Source organism: Actinomyces sp. oral taxon 169 (genome assembly GCF_013394715.1).
Taxonomy (GTDB): Bacteria; Actinomycetota; Actinomycetes; order Actinomycetales; family Actinomycetaceae; genus Actinomyces.
Genome location: NZ_CP058259.1, coordinates 2,292,706 through 2,308,930, shown reverse-complemented (window position 1 = coordinate 2,308,930; position 16,225 = coordinate 2,292,706). Strand labels below are relative to the sequence as shown.

Here is a 16,225-nt window from a genome sequence, read left to right as displayed (position 1 = left end):
GCATCGGGCGCCATACAATGAACCCGATGCGTAATTCAGGGGGCACGTCGATGGGGTCATCGGTGGGCACCGCGGAGGAGCGACTGGTTCGGCGTCTGCCTCTGCCGGGGCTGCTGCGCCGCAGCCTCGAGGTGCGCATGGTGTGCACGGCCACCGTCATTGGTCTGCTTCTCATCGTGCTGCTGCTGACCTTCGTGACCGACCGGATCCGCTCCGAGGTGTTCGCCGATCAGCGTGACGTCATCCTCGCCGATGCCGCGTTGCGCGCCAGTGTCGCTCAGGCCGAGTTCGACTCGACCACGGCAGTCACCGTTGACGAGGTCTCGGCCGCCGCCGAGCGGCAGGTCAACGGCGCCAAGAACTCGATCTCCTCCTCCGGGGGAGTGGGGGTCCTCATGCTGCGCAACGAGGAGGAGACCTCGACGACGGTCGTCAACGACCTGGAGACCGACACCCGTCTGCGCTCCCTCATCACCCCTGAGATGACCAGGGCTCTCGATGAGGGCGGGGCGCGCGCCCAGTACTGGCAGTCGGTGGCGGTGCCCAACGATGAGGGGGGCACGGATCCGGGGCTCATCGTGGGGACCCGGGTGAGCCTGCCCCTGGCCGGGGAGTACGACCTCTACCTCGTCTACAGCCTGGCCAGCGAGCAGCGCATAGTCTCCCTGGCCTCGCGCAACATCACCATCGGGGGGCTGGGCTTCCTGGCCATCCTCATCGTCGTGGTGTGGGCCTTCACCAGGTGGGTGCTCAGCCCCGTGCGGCACACCGCCCGGGCCGCTGAGCGGCTGGCCTCCGGGCTGCTGGCCGAGCGGTTGAGCATCCAGGGGGAGGATGAGATATCCACCCTGGCCAGATCTTTCAACCACATGGCGACCTCGCTGGAGGACCAGATCGAGCGCCTGGAGTCCCTGTCCAAGGTGCAGCGCCTCTTCGTCTCCGACGTCTCCCACGAGCTGCGCACCCCGCTGGCCTCGATCCGCCTGGCCACGGAGCAGATCCAGGACGCGCGCGAGGAGATCTCCGATCCCTTCGCCCTGCGCAGCATCCAGGTCCTGTCCAGCTCGGTGGACCGCTTCGAGACCATGCTCACCGACCTGCTGGACATCTCCCGCATCGACTCCGGGAACGTCAAGCTCCGGCTGGAGGAGATCGACCTCGCCCAGGTGGTCGACACCGTCATCGAGACCACCCAGTTCCACTTCGACGCCACCGGCACCGAGCTGCGCCTCCACCTCCCCGAGGAGCCGGCCACCGCGGAGATCGACGTCACCAGGGTCGAGCGCATCATCCGCAACCTCGTGGTCAACGCGCTCGAGCACGGTGAGGGCAAGCCGATGGACGTCACCGTCGCCGTGGACGCCGACGCGGTGGCGGTGCGGGTGCGCGACCACGGCATCGGCATGAGCCCCGACGTCGTCACCAAGGTCTTCGACCGCTTCTACCGCGCCGACCCCTCGCGCAAGCGCAGCCTGGGAGGCACCGGACTGGGTCTGTCCATCGCCATGGAGGACGCCCGTCTGCACGGCGGTCGCCTCTCGGCCTGGGGGTGGCCGGCCGACGGCTCCTCCTTCCTGCTGGTCCTGCCCCGCACTCAGGGGGCCGACGGCGGTCCCGGCCGGCTCAGCGGCCCCGGGCCGCTCGAGCTCGTCCCGCAGGACGCGCCCGCGGTGGCCCGCGCCGGCATCCCCATCGACGAGGAGTCCTCCTTCTCCCCGGTCGGCCCTCTGGGGCCCGCGCCCGCCACCCGCCGGGCGCGCCAGAGCGTCGTCCTGGGAGACATCCCCCTGGCCGGGGAGAGCCATGACGCTGTCACCGAGGACGTCGGCCGAGTCGTCGTCGTCCTTCCCGGTCAGGAGCCCGCCACCCGCACACCCGAGGAGACCGAGGAAGAGGGGTGGCGCCGATGACGCAGGAGATGAACCGCGACGCGCTCACTCGGGGGCGCGGGTCCGCAGAGTCCGTAGAGTCAACTGAGCCCACCGGGACCCTCGCGACGGCTCCGGCCAGACTGTCGCGACGCGGCGCGCTGGGACTGCTCTCGGCCACGGCCGCCGGCGTGCTGGCCGGCTGCACGGCGCTTCCGAGCTCCAGCCGTGTCACCCGCTCCGGGGTGGCCGCCTCGGACACCAACGCCCTCATCGAGACCGCCCCCGGACCGGGTGAGGGGGACTCGGCCGAGGACATCGTCAACGGTTTCCTGCGCGCCGCCATCGCGGGGTTCTCCGACGACTTCGCCACCGCTAAGCAGTTCCTCAGCGATCACGCCGTCGCGCAGTGGAAGCCCCTCGAGACGGTGAGCGCCTACAGCGGGTCGACCGAGCCCCAGGTCTCGGTGACGGCCAACGGCTCCTTCATGGTGACCTCCGGACAGGTGGGGGTGCTCAACTCCCTGGGCGTCTTCACCCCCGCCCCGGAGGGGAGCACCTATGCCGGCGTGTTCTCCCTGGCCACCAACTCCACCGGCCAGTGGCGCATCGTCGGCCTGCCTCACGGCATCCTGCTGCCCTTGTCCCGACTCATGCAGAACTTCGCGGTCAGCTCCCTGGCCTTCCTGTCCCGGGACCGGTCCAGGTTCGTCCCCGAGCTGCGCTGGTATCCGCGCAGCTCGCAGGCCGACTCCCTGGTCTCCGGGCTGCTGGCCGGGCCCTCGGACTGGCTTGCGAAGGGGGCCTCCAGCCTCATCCCGCGCAACGCCGAGCGGGCGGGGCGGGGGGGTCGTCGTCGAGGGCGGCACCGCCACTGTCCACCTGAGCGCGGACTCCGACCCCGCCTCGGAGGACGCCCGCGGGCTCATGGTGGCCCAGATCGAGCAGAGTCTCGTCCAGATCAGCGGTATCGACCACGTGCGGGTGCTCGCCGGCACCGTCGACCTCGGTGCCGCCGCCCAGCTGACACCGATGGCCCCCGAGGTCGGAGGCATCGTGGGGATGTCGGAGGGTTCGGTCGTGCGCGGTACGGGGGCCAGGCGCATCACCCTGGCCAGTGACCGGGTCCTAGGGACCAGTGACGCCCGTAGCCCGAGCCTGGGGGCCGACGGGGCCGTCTACGCACTGTCGGCCTCCAGCCTGCTGCGCCTGCCCCGGGGGCAGAACTCCGCCAGCGTCATCCTCTCGGTGGGGGATCCCTCCGCGGGCGCCGGTGGGCTGGGAGCGCCGATGGGTGACCGACACGGCTGGGCCTGGTTGCTGGCCGAGGGTCGTCTGACCGCCGTCAACGGCTCCGGGCAACGCGCCACCCTGGAGTCCTCCTGGCTGCAGGACGGCACGGTCACGGCCTTCGACCTGTCCGTGGAGTCCGAGCGGATCGCCGTGCGGCGAACCGACGGGCGGGTCGCCGTCGCCATCATCATCAGGGACCAGGACGGCCGTCCCACCGGGCTGGGGCCGGCCCTGGAGATGCCCCGCGCCAGTGGGGCGGGCACGCGGGGATTGTCCTGGTGCGCCCCCAACGCCGTGTGCGTCCTGGCCGCTGCCGGCACCGAGGGCGGGGGCGTGCCGGAGGTGCGTCTGGTCCAGGTTGGCGGGGCGGTCAACACGCTGGTGGGGGTGCGTCGTGCCCGTTCGGTCATCTCCGACCGCTCCGAGGAGTCCCTCATCATCGTCGACGAGGACGGGCAGACCTGGCAGCGCCGTGGGGCGATGTGGCGGGTGCTCACCGCCGAGGTCACCGACCCCTCCTTCCCCCTGCCCTGAGCCGACCGCGCCATCGTCTGCCGACGGGGTCACACCCGACGACGCCCCTGACGCGCGGCTCCGGGTGCCCCCGGTCGGTCAGGACCGTGGAGCACCCGGATATCAGGGGCCATCCCCGCGCCGCGGGGCCGGATGGGACTACAGCACCTGGGCGTCCAGGCGGATGACGCCGTAGGTCCACCCGTGACGGTGGTAGACGGCACAGGGCTGCTTGGAGGACTTCTCGATGAACAGGTAGAAGGGGTGCCCCACGAGCTCCATCTGGTAGAGAGCCTCGTCAACGGTCATCGGCCTGGCCTCGTGCAGCTTCTGACGCACGATCACCGGGGAGTCGCCGAGCTGTGCCTCAACGGCGACACCCGGCTCGGTGGGGGCTGAGGGGGAGTCCTCGATCGGCGCGTCACCGGTGTCGGGGACAAGGGGCTCCTCCACGCCGGAAGCTGCCTGGAGGTCCTCATTCGGTGCGGCCACGGTGTGACGGCGGTGGTGGTCCTTCTTGCGGTCCCGGGCCCGGCGAAGGCGCTCGGTCAGCTTGCCCATGGCGATATCAAAAGCGGCGAAGCGGTCCGAGGAGGAGGCCTCCGCCCGGATGATCGGGCCCTTGGAGACGACAGTGATCTCCACTCTCTCGGCGGTGTCGGCCTGGCGCGGGTTGCGCTCGTGGGTGACCTCCACCTCGACGCGCTGGACCCGGGGGTCGAACTGCTCAACCTTGACGGCCTTGTCCTCGACGTAGTCGCGCAGGCGAGAGCTGATCTCGGCGTTACGACCGACGACGGTGATATCCATGGTGGAACCTCTTTCTGGGCTCGTGGGCCGGCCCTGACGGGCCGTGTGCGACAAGTACCCGCCACGTCTCACGGCGGGTTCGGGACTGGTGTCATCACCTCCTGGTCACCTCGTGAGGGCCCTCAGGCACCGAGGCGGGCATCCGGTCGACTGTCCTTGTCGGCGTCGGGAGCCGCCTGTGCGTTGTGCCACATAAGGTACACCATGTGGGGCTGTTCACGCCTCCCTTTCGTGCGTGCCACGCCCGGAAGAATCCTCCTGATCGCCGCAGGCGGACAAGGCGGAGGGCCCCGGAGCCATGCGGCCAGGGGTGCGGCGGCCTGCGGCGACCACTCCAGGGCCGGACGGCACCGCCGCACGCGCATGCGCCGGGGGCGGGGCGGCGCTCAGCGCCAGAGCGCCCAGGACCCGCCCGCCGCCCGCCCGCAGCGCCCGAGCGCAGGCTCCCAGAGTGGCCCCGGTGGTCACGACGTCGTCGACCAGCAGGATCGGCAGGCCGGTGACGGCGGCCAGCAGGCGCGGGGCCTGGGCGCGGTTGCCCCGCCGCTGGCGGGCGGATCGGCCCGCCTGGTGCGCCCCACCGCCCCGACGGCGCAGCAGGTCCGTGCTCAGCACGAGCGCTGAGGGTGTCTGCCCGGCCCACTGTGCGCAGATCCCCCGGGTGACGGCGTCGGCCAGGTGGGCGGCCACCAGGCGGCCGCGCAGACGGCGCACGATCCCGGAGGGCGCGGGGACCACGATCAACACCCGCGCGTCCTCGGGGGAACCGGTCCAGACCTCTGTGGGAGGGTGCGCGTGCGCCCACCGGCGCCCCAGGTGCCGACCGGATCGGGCCATCACCTCCGACAGGTCCTCCCGGGCACCGTTCTTCCACCCCAGCACCATGGTGCGCATCGGGCCGGTGTAGGAGGCCAGGGCCCAGATGTCCAGGTCATCGGCGGCATCGGCGTGCTCCACGGCGAAGGGGGCGGCCTCGAGCAGCTCCCGGCACCGCGAGCACAACGTCGTCTCCCAGCGCCCACAGCCCGCACAGCTGGTCGGCAGCCCCAGCGACAGGGCCGGGGAGAAAACCGCCGACAGGCCCAGAGGAGGGCCGAGCGCGGCGGGACGGCGGGGCTTGCGGCGACGGTGCTCCATGTCCCCACTGTGACGCAGGCGGAACCTTCGCGCTCCTGGCGGCGCTCGCGGTCCACACCGCGAGGGGACGGCCGCCGTCGCCGTCACCTGTGGCCCCGTGCCCCGCCTGTGTCCTCGGTGGGAAGAATCTCGGTGCTGGAAAGACCGCCGCCCAGCGAGGTCCACTAGAGTACGGAGGCAGGTAGCCGGTGAGACCTGAGCCGATACCGTGCCGATCCTGAGCCGATTCCGCCTCGATTTCGAGTCGATTCCGAGTCGGCCGACTCGACCGATACGGCCTGCGTCTCATCGTCGCTCTTCGCAATCTGACGTCCCAAGGGAGAATGCAGCGTGTCGATCGTGGACCGGATCCTTCGCATTGGCGAGGGCCGCACCCTGAAGAAGCTTGATGCCATCGCCGACCAGGTGGAGGCTCTCGCCGACGAGTACAGCGAGCTCTCCGACGCCGAGCTGCGCGAGATGACTGATGAGCTCAAGGAGCGCTACCAGGACGGGGAGACCCTCGACGACCTGCTGCCCGAGGCCTTCGCCACGGTCGTGGAGGCTGCCGACCGCGTCCTGGGCATGCGCCCCTACCACGTCCAGATCATGGGCGGGGCGGCCCTCCACCGCGGCAACATCGCCGAGATGAAGACCGGTGAGGGCAAGACCCTCGTGGCCACGATGCCCTCCTACCTGCGGGCCCTGACCGGCAAGGGCGTTCACGTCGTGACCGTCAACGACTACCTCGCCGAGTACCAGTCCGATCTCATGGGGCGCGTCCACCGCTTCCTGGGGCTGACCACCGGCTGCATCCTCGTGGGACAGACGCCCGCCGAGCGCCGTGAGCAGTACGCCTGCGACATCACCTACGGCACCAACAACGAGTTCGGCTTCGACTATCTGCGCGACAACATGGCCCAGCGCCCCGAGGACCTGGTCCAGCGCGACCACGCCTTCGTCATCGTCGACGAGGTCGACTCCATCCTCATCGACGAGGCCCGTACCCCGCTCATCATCTCCGGTCCGGCCAGCGGCGACGTCAACAAGTGGTACAAGGAGTTCGCCACGATCTCCGAGCGCCTGCGCGCGGGCAAGGACTACGAGGTCGACGAGAAGAAGCGCACCGTGGGTGTGCTCGCCGCCGGCATCGAGCGGGTGGAGGACTACCTCGGGGTGGACAACCTCTACGAGTCGGAGAACACCCCCCTGATCGGCTTCCTCAACAACGCCATCAAGGCCAAGGAGCTCTTCCACCGGGACAAGGACTACATCGTGCGCGACGGCGAGGTCCTCATCGTCGACGAGCACACCGGCCGCGTCCTGCCCGGCCGCCGCTACAACGAGGGGATGCACCAGGCCATCGAGGCCAAGGAGCGCGTGGAGATCAAGGCCGAGAACCAGACCCTGGCCACCATCACCCTCCAGAACTACTTCCGCCTCTACCCCGAGGGCTCGCGCTCGGGCATGACCGGTACCGCCGAGACCGAGGCCGCCGAGTTCGCCGGCACCTACAAGATCGGCGTCGTCCCGATCCCCACCAACAAGCCCATGATCCGTCAGGACCAGCCCGACCTCGTCTACACCACCGTCGAGGCCAAGCTCGACGCCGTCGTCGACGACATCGCCGAGCGCCACGAGCTCGGCCAGCCGGTCCTGGTGGGCACCACCAGCGTGGAGAAGTCGGAGATCCTCTCCGAGCGCCTGCGCGAGCAGGGCATCCCCCACGAGGTCCTCAACGCCAAGCAGCACGCCCGCGAGGCCGCCGTCGTGGCCATGGCCGGCCGCAAGGGCGCCGTCACCGTGGCCACCAACATGGCCGGACGCGGAACCGACATCATGCTGGGCGGCAACGCCGAGCACATCGCGGTCACCGCCCTCAAGGAGGCCGGTCTGGACCCCGAGGAGAACGCCGAGGAGTACGAAAAGGCCTGGCCGCAGGCCCTGGCCGCCGCCAAGGAGGCCTGCCGTGCCGAGCACGACGAGGTCGTCGAGCTCGGCGGTCTCTACGTGCTGGGGACCGAGCGTCACGAGTCGCGGCGCATCGACAACCAGCTGCGCGGCCGCTCCGGTCGTCAGGGGGACCCGGGTGAGTCCCGTTTCTACCTGTCCATGGAGGACGACCTCATGCGCATGTTCGCCTCCGGGCTCGCCCAGCGCATCATGTCCTCGGGCGCCTACCCCGACGACGTCCCCCTGGAGTCCAAGATGGTCACTCGCGGCATCGCCGGGGCTCAGCGTCAGGTGGAGTCGCGCAACTACGAGATCCGCAAGAACGTCCTCAAGTACGACGACGTCATGACCGAGCAGCGCGAGAAGGTCTACTCCGAGCGCCGTCAGGTCCTGGACGGAGAGGATCTGGAGCCCCAGATCGAGGCCTTCCGGGCCCAGGCCGTCACCTCCATCGTCGAGGCAGGCACGGCCGAGGGCCGCCCCGACGAGTGGGACCTGGACGCCCTGTGGGGCGAGCTGGGCCGCCTCTACCCGGTGGGCCTGACCCAGGACGAGGTCGTCGAGGCGCTGGGCGGTAAGAACGCACTGACCTCGGAGCGTCTCATCGAGGAGCTCACTGAGGACGTCGCTGTGGCCTACGAGGACGCCGAGGCCCGCATTGAGGCCAACGCCCTGGCCCACGTCCAGCTCGGCGAGGACCCCATGCGCACCCTGGAGCGCCGCATCCTGCTGGCCGTGGTGGACAAGCGCTGGCGGGAGCACCTCTACGAGATGGACTACCTCAAGGAGGGTATCGGTCTGCGGGCGATGGCCCAGCGTGACCCCCTCGTGGAGTACGCCAACGAGGGTGCCCGCATGTTCCGGGCGATGATGGAGGGGATCCGCGAGGAGACCGTCGAGCAGATCTTCGCCAACGTCGCCCGCTTCGACGCCGCCGCCCAGCGCGCCGCCGAGGACGGCACTGTCGAGGCCGCTCAGGCGGTCGCCAAGGCCAATGCCACTGCTGCGGCCGGCATCAGTGTGGGCCAGGCCGGCGGCCAGGGGCGCGGCACGGTTCTGGGGGACACCGGGCAGGCCTCGATGGAGCAGCGGGTCACGTACTCCGGCCCCAGCGAGTCCGGCGAGGAGGAGACTTCCGGGGCCTCCTCTCGCAGGGCCTCCCGTTCCGGCGCCGACTCCGGCGGCAACCGGGCCGAGCGTCGTCGCTCCAGGAAGAAGCGCCGGCACTGAGGCTCAGCGCGAGCTGACGCGACTGTCGATGATCCCGTCGGAACCCGGCAACCAACCGGGGTTCGACGGGATCACGCCATCTCCAGGCCGGTGAGGATCCAGCGTTCGCGCAGCAGCTCCAGGCGTGCTGCCGCGGCCCGGACCCGGTTGCCCTCCTGCAGCAGGACGGTGGCCTCGCAGGCTCCCGACATGGTCAGCTCGGTGCGCACGCTACGGATGCGCGGACGTCGTGGGCTCGACTGGCCTCCCAGGATCCGGGCGGCCAGGCCCGCCCGGCGGGCGAGGGCCTCGAACAGGGAAGGGCTGGTCCAACGGGCCAGGTGGTCCACCGGGCGCAGCCCGGCCAGGACCTCGCTGGCGGCCGTCACCACGATGGCGGCAGTGCGCGAGGCGTCAGTGCCGGCGGTGGGCCGCTGCGTCAGGGGCGCACCCCGTGTGACGGAGCCTGCGTCGTTCACGGGCTTGGAGGGTTTGTGCGGAACCGCACGAGTCGGCGTCGGGTGACTCGGTGCGGGGCGGCTGCGACGTTGAGCGTCGGTCTTGCGGCGTGCGGGGCGGGTGGCTTGGACAGTGGTGGTCGCGGTCATGGTGGGCTCCTGGGATTGGGAGGGTGCCCCGTGGGCACGGAGTGCGAAGTGGAATGAGGAAGGTGGTCGGGGTCTGCGGCGGGGGCCGCCGGCGCTGGTGCGTTGCGGTTCATCGTGATGGCGCTTGACCTCCTGCCGGTGTGCTCGGTGCGGACAGGGAGTCCGGGACACTCAGGACCGTGCCGGGCCGGATCAGCGACGGGTCGGCGCCGATGGCCTCGGAGTTGGCGCGGTACAGGGCCGGCCAGTCCTGCGCGATCTGTGCGGGGGCGGAGCCGGTGGGCAGGAGGTGAGCGGTGATGGACCACAGGCTCTCGCCGGGTGCGACGGTATGAGTGGGCCCTGAGGAGGGCGCGGATTCGGGGCCGGTGGAGGGCTGTGCCGCCTGGCTGCCCGGCGGTGTCGAGTCCGCTGACTGGCTTGCGCCTTCTGAGTCGCCTGAACCGGTCGAAGCGCTCGACGGGGACTGATCGGCCGGTGGCGACGGCGTCGAGGACTGTGACGTCGGTGAGGCGGGTGCCGAGCTGGTGGGACGCCATCCCAGGTCATCCCCGCTACTGGTCTCCTCGCTGGCCAGCGCCGGCGCCGAGGACAGGGAGACGAGTAGTGCGGAGGCGACGATGCGTCTGACCGCTGGCGCTCCCCAGGCCTCGAGGACTCTGACCGCCAGCGCGCGGGCGCCGCCGCGGCAGCGCTTCGAGGGACCGTTCGCCCTGGGGAGCGCCATGAGTGCCAGGAGGGCCGAGACCACGTGCCATAGGGCCCCCAGGGCCCCGCATGTGCAGGTCCCGGCCACCACGGCGTCCGACAGGTCGCTCAGTCCCCAGGCCCGCGGCGGGACCTGCACGAGCTGCTCCGCGGCGCCGTGGGCCGTGCGTCCCAGAAGTATCAGGACGGCCCCTGACGTTGCGGCCAGGAGTGTCAGTCGTTGACGGGCTCCCATGTCACTCTCCATCGCCGATGATGTCGTTTGATGATGTTAGGTGTACTCCTATGATGTGATGATGTCAATAGTGACGATGTGACATGCTGTGCGCTGAGTCGTGGTAACGGGGCGGGAGTGGTGTCGGAGGTGCACGGCCTGAGTCGCCTCGGTGTGCTTTCCTCGGCGTGCGGACTGTGGTGAGGTGGGCCTATGGACTGGGACGCGATGATTGCCGACCTGGAGAGCAGCTTCGATGCTGAGCGCCGTGCGGACCTGGTGGCGCAGAGTGCCGAGCTCGCGGAGGCTGAGCACGCCTCCATCGAGCTCGTCGACCGTCTGCGAGGCTCGGTGGGCCGGCTCATCCACCTGCGGACTCGCGGCGGTGTCCCCGTCGACGGTGTGGTCTGCCGGGTGGAGCCCTCCTACGTCCTCGTCGATGAGGGGGACGGGCTGCAGGCCGTCGTTCCGGTGAGTGCGGTGGCCACCGTGGTGTCGCTGGCCGGTCCGGCGCCCCGAGATGGTCGCCGTCGGCCCACGCTGACGGCCCTGATGCGTGAGATCGCCCGACGTGGAGCGCGGGTGCGCCTGGTGCTGAGCTCTGGAGAAGTGGTGGGGCGGCTGGTCCGGGTGGGAGCGGACCATGTCGATGTCGCCGTCGACCCTGAGGGCGGCATCCGCTCGCGTCGCGCTCCCGGAGCGGGCGGTGCAGGGGTTGTCAGCGTCATGACCGCCGCGATCGAGGTGCTGCGCAGTCGCTGACGTCAGCTAGCGGGCAGAGTGGTTCAGGGCGCCCCGTCCTCGTTCCAGCCTGCGGCGACCATGGCCCTGGTGGAGGCGAGCTGGCGCTGGATGTAGTCCTCCAGGGCCTGGTCCTCGATGCGCCAGAGCTTGCGGGCGCCGACCTGAATGGCGGGAAGGTCGCCGGTGCGGATGAGGGCGCGCACGGCCTGTGCGGAGAGCTGAAGCTGCTCGGCGACGTCGGCGATGGTCAGGAATCGTGTGCTCATACCACGATGATCCCACTGCTGGATCCGCTCCACAATTCTTAAAGACGCTTGTGGATAACCTTGAGGTACTATTTTATCCCAACGATGATTGCTGGAGATCAAGGAGGATTCCCGTGATGTCATCTCGCCGCAGTCGAACCCTGACCGGTCCTGAGCGTCCCCGCGGTCGTTGGCGCCGTCCTGCCTGGAAGGATCCGCGTATGGCCGGGGGAGTGGTGCTGGTGGCCGGGGCCGTGGCCCTGGGGGCCTGGGCGGTCGACGCGGCCGCTGATACCACTCGCGTCTACGTCCTCTCCCAGGACGTCGCTCCCGGGACAGACCTGACTGTCGACGGCATTCTTACGGTGGTTGAGGCCCATCCCGGCACCGATGCCTACGTCGAGGCTGGGCACCTGCCGGACGGCGCCGTGTCCACGCGCTCCATGCGCAAGGGAGAGCTGCTGGCCACGGCGGCCGTCAACAGCGGCCGGGAGCAGGAGCTGCGGCCGGTGGTCCTCACTGTCGCCTCCAACCTGCCGGCCTCGACCAAGGTCGGCGACTACGTCGATCTGTGGATCGTGCCCAAGGAGGGCATGGTGGGCCGGCCAGCGGCCCAGCCGCCTGCCACCGGGCAGACCGGGCAGAGTGGACAGGGTGGACAGGGAGGTCAAGGCGACCAGGCGGGGCAGGCCGAGGGGACTGGGGCCCGCCGCGTGGCCACAGGGCTGGTCATCGCCTCAGTCGGTGAGACCAGCAAGGGGCTGATCTCCGGACCCGGCACCGGGGTGGAGGTCAAGGTTCCCGAAGCCTCCCTCGCCGCCGTTCTCAGCGCCGTCGGGCAGGAGGGGGCGCTCGTCCTGGTTCCCACCGGCCAGGAAGCGCCGACGGAGAAGGCCTCGTGAGCGCCCCGGGTGCCGGAGTCCTCCTGGCTCTCAGCGGCGACGACGCCGAGATTCTGCGGGCGCTGAGTCAGGCGGGAAGCGGGCTGTGTGTCGTGCGCCGATGCGCCGACCTGCCCGAGCTGCTCTCCGCGGGGATGGCCGGACTGGCGGGCTTCGCCCTGCTGGACACCGGTTTCGACGAGATCGACCGCACCGTCCTGGACCGGCTCGCGCGCGCGGGCCTGAGCGGAATGCTCCTGGTGGAGGCCCACGAGGAGGAGCGCTGGCGCAGTGCGGGGTGGCCGGTTCTCCGCCGCGACACGGAGCCCGGCCGGATCTGCGCGGCGCTGCAGGACCTCGTGCGTCGTGGTGGGGCCTCCGGCGCGGCCTCCACCGGGGCCGGGCCGGCAGCCGGCAGCGCCGACTGGCTGAGCGCCGCCACCCCCGCTTCGACGGAAGCGAACACGGAACCGAACGCCGCCGCCCAGGAGACCGCCTGGCTCGAAGAGCTGTGGCGCCAGTCGCCCGGCTCCCCTGAGGGCGGGACGGCGCCGTCGCAGCCGCCCCGGGCCTCCAACGACGCCGGCGGCAGGAAGGACATGGGGCAGAGCCGGCGCCGCAGCTGGGAGACGGCCGCCGCGGATACGCCGGAGCCTGCGCCCCCGGTCGTGGCGAGTCCGGCGGGTGACGAGCGTGGAGGGAGGATCGTTCTGGTGTGGGGGCCTCATGGTGCTCCCGGGCGCTCGACGGTCGCCGCTTCCCTCGCTCACGGCCTGGCCGCCTGCAGCGGTGCGATCCTCGTGGACGCCGACGTCGAGGCGCCCAGCCTCGTCCAGCTCCTCGGCATGCCGGAGGACTCCTCGGCTCTGGCCGGAGCCGCCCGTCTGGCCACCCATGGCCGCCTTGACGCCGAGAGCTTCCGAGGAATCCTGGCTCCGGCGGGCGGAGGGCTCCTTCTGCTGGGCGGCCTGGGCAGGTCCGGGCGGTGGCGCGAGCTGCCACCGGCGTCGATGACCGAGGTGTGGGCGCAGTGCCGTCGGGCCGCGGCCTGGACCGTCGTCGACGTCGCCGGCGGGCCCGCCGATGACGACGTCGATGACTTCACCCTTGAGCCCGGGCGCGGGGCCGTAACGGCCGACCTGGTGTCGCACGCCGACGTGATTCTGGTCGTCGGCGGGGCTGACCCCGTCGGGGTGCGCCGGCTGCTCCAGCTCCTCGACGAGATGGGGGCCTCCATGAACCCCGCGGGCCGGGTCGAGGTCGTCATCAACCGGGTGCGGGCCTCGGCCGCAGGACCTTCTCCCCAGCAGGCTCTGCGAGAGGCCCTGGCGCGTTTTGGCGGGCTGGAGGACATTGTGCTCCTGCCCGACGACGCGGCAACGGCCGATGCCTGCCTGCTCCAGGGGTGCACCGTCCTGGAGCAGGCGCCCGCCAGCGCACTGGGCAAGGCCCTCAGCGCACTGGTCGATCGGATCGATCCGCAGATCGCAGCGGCACGCAGGGCCGCCTCTCCGCGCCGTTCCCTGCTGTGGCGCTCCAAAAGGCGCGGTGGGCGCCGGGACCGCAGGAACTCCGCAGCCCGGACCGCAACCGCCAGAAGCAGGAGCCGCTCAAACGCACGCAGCGCAGGTGCCAGGCGCCGCCGCCGAGACGGGAACGGGGGACAGGGGGTCGGTGAACGACCGCCGGCTCCCCAGGCGCCCAGCGGACTCGCCCAGGCGTCGCCGCAGTCGCCTCCGGGCCTACCGCCATCGATCCAGCCGACGAACCAGCCAGCGAACCAGCCGCATCGGCCGGTCCCCGGCTCGCCGCACGGACCTGGGTCCGGGCCGGAGCCGAGTGTGGGAACGCCCCCGGAGTCGGCGCCGCCGGGAACCGGGCGACACCGCTACTGAGAACCGGTGCGCGCGAGCGGTGCCGGGCGGCCTTCCGGGTGCTTCGTGGAAGGGGACGAGTGCGGAGGTAGGGCAGACTGGGCGCATGCGCATCTACCTGCCCGCCACCGCCGCCCACCTGCGTGCAAGCGTCCTGGGTTCCTCGCACCAGCCGCTCACGGCTCATGCCGCCACCCCGGCCCTCGCCCAGGCCCTGCCCGAGGAGGATGAGGAGGGCCTGGAGGTCTCCGCCTCGCTGTGCGCCGCCGACGCCTCCGTCGTCCTGCTGGCCGAGCCCGAGGCCGCGGGCCTGGCCGACCGGCGCATCGTCATCGCGGCCGACGTCGACGCCGAGAATGTGCGCGAGGTTCCCGTGGAGGGCGATGTGCTGCCCGGCACGATCGAGGTCACCGGCGAGATCCCCTGGGAGGATGTCGCCGCCCTGCTCGTGGATGAGCCCGAGGCGCAGAACGATGTGCGAGCCGCCCGGCTCGGCGACGAGGACGCCTTCGAGCGCGCCGCCGAGGCCGACCTGCTCTGGTACGACGTCACGGAGCGAGAGGCGCTGGCCGAGAGCCTCGGCGTCTGACTGGCCGGCATCGCAGGTCAGTGCGGAGCGCGCCCGCGTCCGACGTCGGGTCGGACTGCTCGCTGCCCCACCCCCGGACCCGACCGGGGATGCTTTCGTCCAGGATTCGTGGTGACGTGACCAGTTCCACGGCTGCCTGCCTTGCGCAGTGCGGTCCGCTGCCGGGTAAGGTGCTCTCTGCCAAAGACCGCAGGTCGCCCGCTCCGGCGGGACCAAGTCCACGTCAGGTGGGGCCGGCGCAGGTGAGAACGAGACTTCTTCGGGCGTGCCCGAGATCGAGCCCCGTGCCCACCGGCGCGGGGCTTTTCCAGTGACTGGACCCCTGCGGCATACCACGGAAGGAGGGCCCATGGCACGGCCTGACAAGGAAGCAGCCGTTGCTGCACTGGCGGACAAGTTCCGCCAGGCTGACGCGGTCCTGCTGACTGAGTACCGGGGACTGAGCGTCGCCCAGCTCAAGGAGCTGCGTCGTTCCCTCGCCGGTAACGCCGAGTACACCGTGGTGAAGAACACGCTTGCTGCGATCGCCGCCCGCCAGGTCGGGCTCGAGGACTTCGCCGACGACCTTACGGGCCCCTCCGCCCTGACGTTCGTCACCGGTGAGCCGGTCGAGGCCGCCAAGGCTCTGCGTGACTTCGCCAAGGACAACCAGCAGCTCGTCATCAAGGGCGGTGTCATGGACGGCGCCGTGCTGTCCGCCGACGGCGTTGACAAGCTTGCCTCTCTCGAGTCCCGCGAGGTGCTGCTCGCCAAGACCGCGGGCGCCGTCAAGGCGTCCCTGTCCAAGGCTGCGTACCTCTTCGCCGCACCGGCCTCCAAGGCCGTGCGCACCGTCGACGCCCTGCGCGAGAAGCAGGAGACCGCGGCCTGAGGCCGCACGCGTCATCCACCAACCCTGCGCGCGCAGGAACCTGATAAGGAAGGAACGCCCATCATGGCGAAGCTGACCACCGAAGAGCTCATCGAGCAGTTCAAGGAGCTCACCCTCATCGAGCTGTCCGAGTTCGTCAAGGCCTTCGAGGAGACCTTCGACGTTACCGCCGCCGCTCCGGCCGCCGTGGCCGTTGCCGCCGCCCCCGGCGCTGCCGGTGGCGACGCCGCTGCCGAGGAGAAGGACGAGTTCGATGTCATTCTCGAGGCCGCCGGCGACAAGAAGATCCAGGTCATCAAGGAGGTGCGCGCCCTGACCTCTCTCGGCCTGAAGGAGGCCAAGGAGCTCGTCGACGGCGCTCCCAAGCCCGTCCTCGAGGGCGCCAACAAGGAGGCCGCCGAGAAGGCCAAGGAGCAGCTTGAGGGCGCCGGCGCCACCGTCACCCTCAAGTGAGTCTCTCCCCGCTGCCTGAGGCGGCCTGAGGGTCGCCGAGGGCTGGGGGAGACCAGCTTCATCGGGTCCCGTCCACCGTGAGGTGGGCGGGACCCGGTCGTGTTCCGGGGAGCACTGGTGCTGCTCGGCCTTCGCGCGCTTCGACGCCGTCGGGCTCGGGGAGGTGGAGTCGGGGACGTACATGTGCGCCGAGGACTGCGATGTCCTCCAGCTCACCGAGGTCCGTCCCCAATGGTCTGGAGGAGAACGCAGTCGCCGATCTAAATGTACGTTCCC

At 70.7% G+C, this 16,225-nt stretch carries 14 protein-coding genes and 1 pseudogene; 10 read left to right on the top strand and 5 right to left on the bottom strand.

From position 1 onward, the window contains the following. Positions 1-26 precede the first annotated feature (26 nt). The 3 genes and pseudogenes from mtrB (at position 27) to HW274_RS12835 (ending at position 3,695) form a co-directional block, all read left to right on the top strand. Complete coding sequence (gene mtrB, locus HW274_RS09725; RefSeq protein WP_075254614.1) at positions 27-1,910, top strand: MtrAB system histidine kinase MtrB; 1,884 nt, start codon at positions 27-29, stop codon at positions 1,908-1,910. 519 nt (positions 1,911-2,429) lie between these two features. Further along, positions 2,430-2,798: pseudogene (locus HW274_RS13015) on the top strand (hypothetical protein); the annotation flags it as partial. A 150-nt stretch (positions 2,799-2,948) separates the two neighbouring features. Further along, entirely contained in the window at positions 2,949-3,695 is a 747-nt protein-coding gene (locus HW274_RS12835; protein ID WP_260679237.1) for an LpqB family beta-propeller domain-containing protein, read from the top strand. A gap of 138 nt (positions 3,696-3,833) precedes the next feature. Here the strand turns inward: HW274_RS12835 and hpf are convergent, their stop codons facing one another. Together hpf and HW274_RS09710 are read right to left on the bottom strand one after the other, a co-directional pair. Next, a complete protein-coding gene (gene hpf, locus HW274_RS09715; RefSeq protein WP_075254613.1) occupies positions 3,834-4,484 on the bottom strand; it encodes a ribosome hibernation-promoting factor, HPF/YfiA family in 651 nt (216 codons plus the stop codon). A 216-nt stretch (positions 4,485-4,700) separates the two neighbouring features. Continuing rightward, on the bottom strand, positions 4,701-5,621 hold the full coding sequence (locus HW274_RS09710; protein WP_075254612.1) for a ComF family protein: 921 nt from the start codon (positions 5,619-5,621) through the stop codon (positions 4,701-4,703). Positions 5,622-5,951: 330 nt separating this feature from the next. Here HW274_RS09710 and secA point away from each other — a divergent pair, with 330 nt between their 5' ends. Next, positions 5,952-8,783, top strand: coding sequence for a preprotein translocase subunit SecA (secA, locus tag HW274_RS09705; protein ID WP_185988719.1), 2,832 nt, complete (start codon positions 5,952-5,954; stop codon positions 8,781-8,783). Between the two features lie 71 nt (positions 8,784-8,854). Here the strand turns inward: secA and HW274_RS09700 are convergent, their stop codons facing one another. Further along, a complete protein-coding gene (locus HW274_RS09700) occupies positions 8,855-9,370 on the bottom strand; it encodes an Rv3235 family protein (RefSeq protein ID WP_185988718.1) in 516 nt (171 codons plus the stop codon). Between the two features lie 109 nt (positions 9,371-9,479). Then, positions 9,480-10,325: a LysM peptidoglycan-binding domain-containing protein gene (locus HW274_RS09695; protein WP_185988717.1), complete on the bottom strand. Its 846-nt coding sequence runs from the start codon at positions 10,323-10,325 to the stop codon at positions 9,480-9,482. 180 nt (positions 10,326-10,505) lie between these two features. Here HW274_RS09695 and HW274_RS09690 point away from each other — a divergent pair, with 180 nt between their 5' ends. Next, positions 10,506-11,054 carry a Fis family transcriptional regulator gene (locus HW274_RS09690; RefSeq protein WP_075405272.1) on the top strand — a complete coding sequence of 183 codons (549 nt, stop codon included), beginning with the start codon at positions 10,506-10,508 and terminating at the stop codon, positions 11,052-11,054. Positions 11,055-11,077: 23 nt separating this feature from the next. Here the strand turns inward: HW274_RS09690 and HW274_RS09685 are convergent, their stop codons facing one another. Next, on the bottom strand, positions 11,078-11,302 hold the full coding sequence (locus HW274_RS09685; RefSeq protein ID WP_003786975.1) for a helix-turn-helix domain-containing protein: 225 nt from the start codon (positions 11,300-11,302) through the stop codon (positions 11,078-11,080). Between the two features lie 200 nt (positions 11,303-11,502). On the opposite strand from HW274_RS09685, the gene HW274_RS09680 reads away from it, so the two are divergent. The 5 genes from HW274_RS09680 to rplL all read left to right on the top strand — a co-directional run bounded on the left by HW274_RS09680 (position 11,503) and on the right by rplL (position 15,949). Continuing rightward, a complete protein-coding gene (locus HW274_RS09680; protein ID WP_185988716.1) occupies positions 11,503-12,183 on the top strand; it encodes a hypothetical protein in 681 nt (226 codons plus the stop codon). Further along, positions 12,180-14,057, top strand: a complete 1,878-nt coding sequence (locus HW274_RS09675) for a hypothetical protein (protein ID WP_185988715.1) — start codon at positions 12,180-12,182, stop codon at positions 14,055-14,057. The genes HW274_RS09680 and HW274_RS09675 overlap by 4 nt, the downstream gene beginning before the upstream one ends. Positions 14,058-14,142: 85 nt before the next feature. After that, a complete protein-coding gene (locus HW274_RS09670; RefSeq protein WP_075404290.1) occupies positions 14,143-14,625 on the top strand; it encodes a DUF6912 family protein in 483 nt (160 codons plus the stop codon). 349 nt (positions 14,626-14,974) lie between these two features. Next, entirely contained in the window at positions 14,975-15,496 is a 522-nt protein-coding gene (rplJ, locus tag HW274_RS09665) for a 50S ribosomal protein L10 (RefSeq protein ID WP_075254603.1), read from the top strand. 63 nt (positions 15,497-15,559) lie between these two features. Further along, positions 15,560-15,949 (top strand): 50S ribosomal protein L7/L12, encoded by a 390-nt coding sequence (gene rplL, locus HW274_RS09660; RefSeq protein ID WP_009747839.1) that lies wholly within the window; start codon positions 15,560-15,562, stop codon positions 15,947-15,949. Positions 15,950-16,225: the final 276 nt, after the last annotated feature.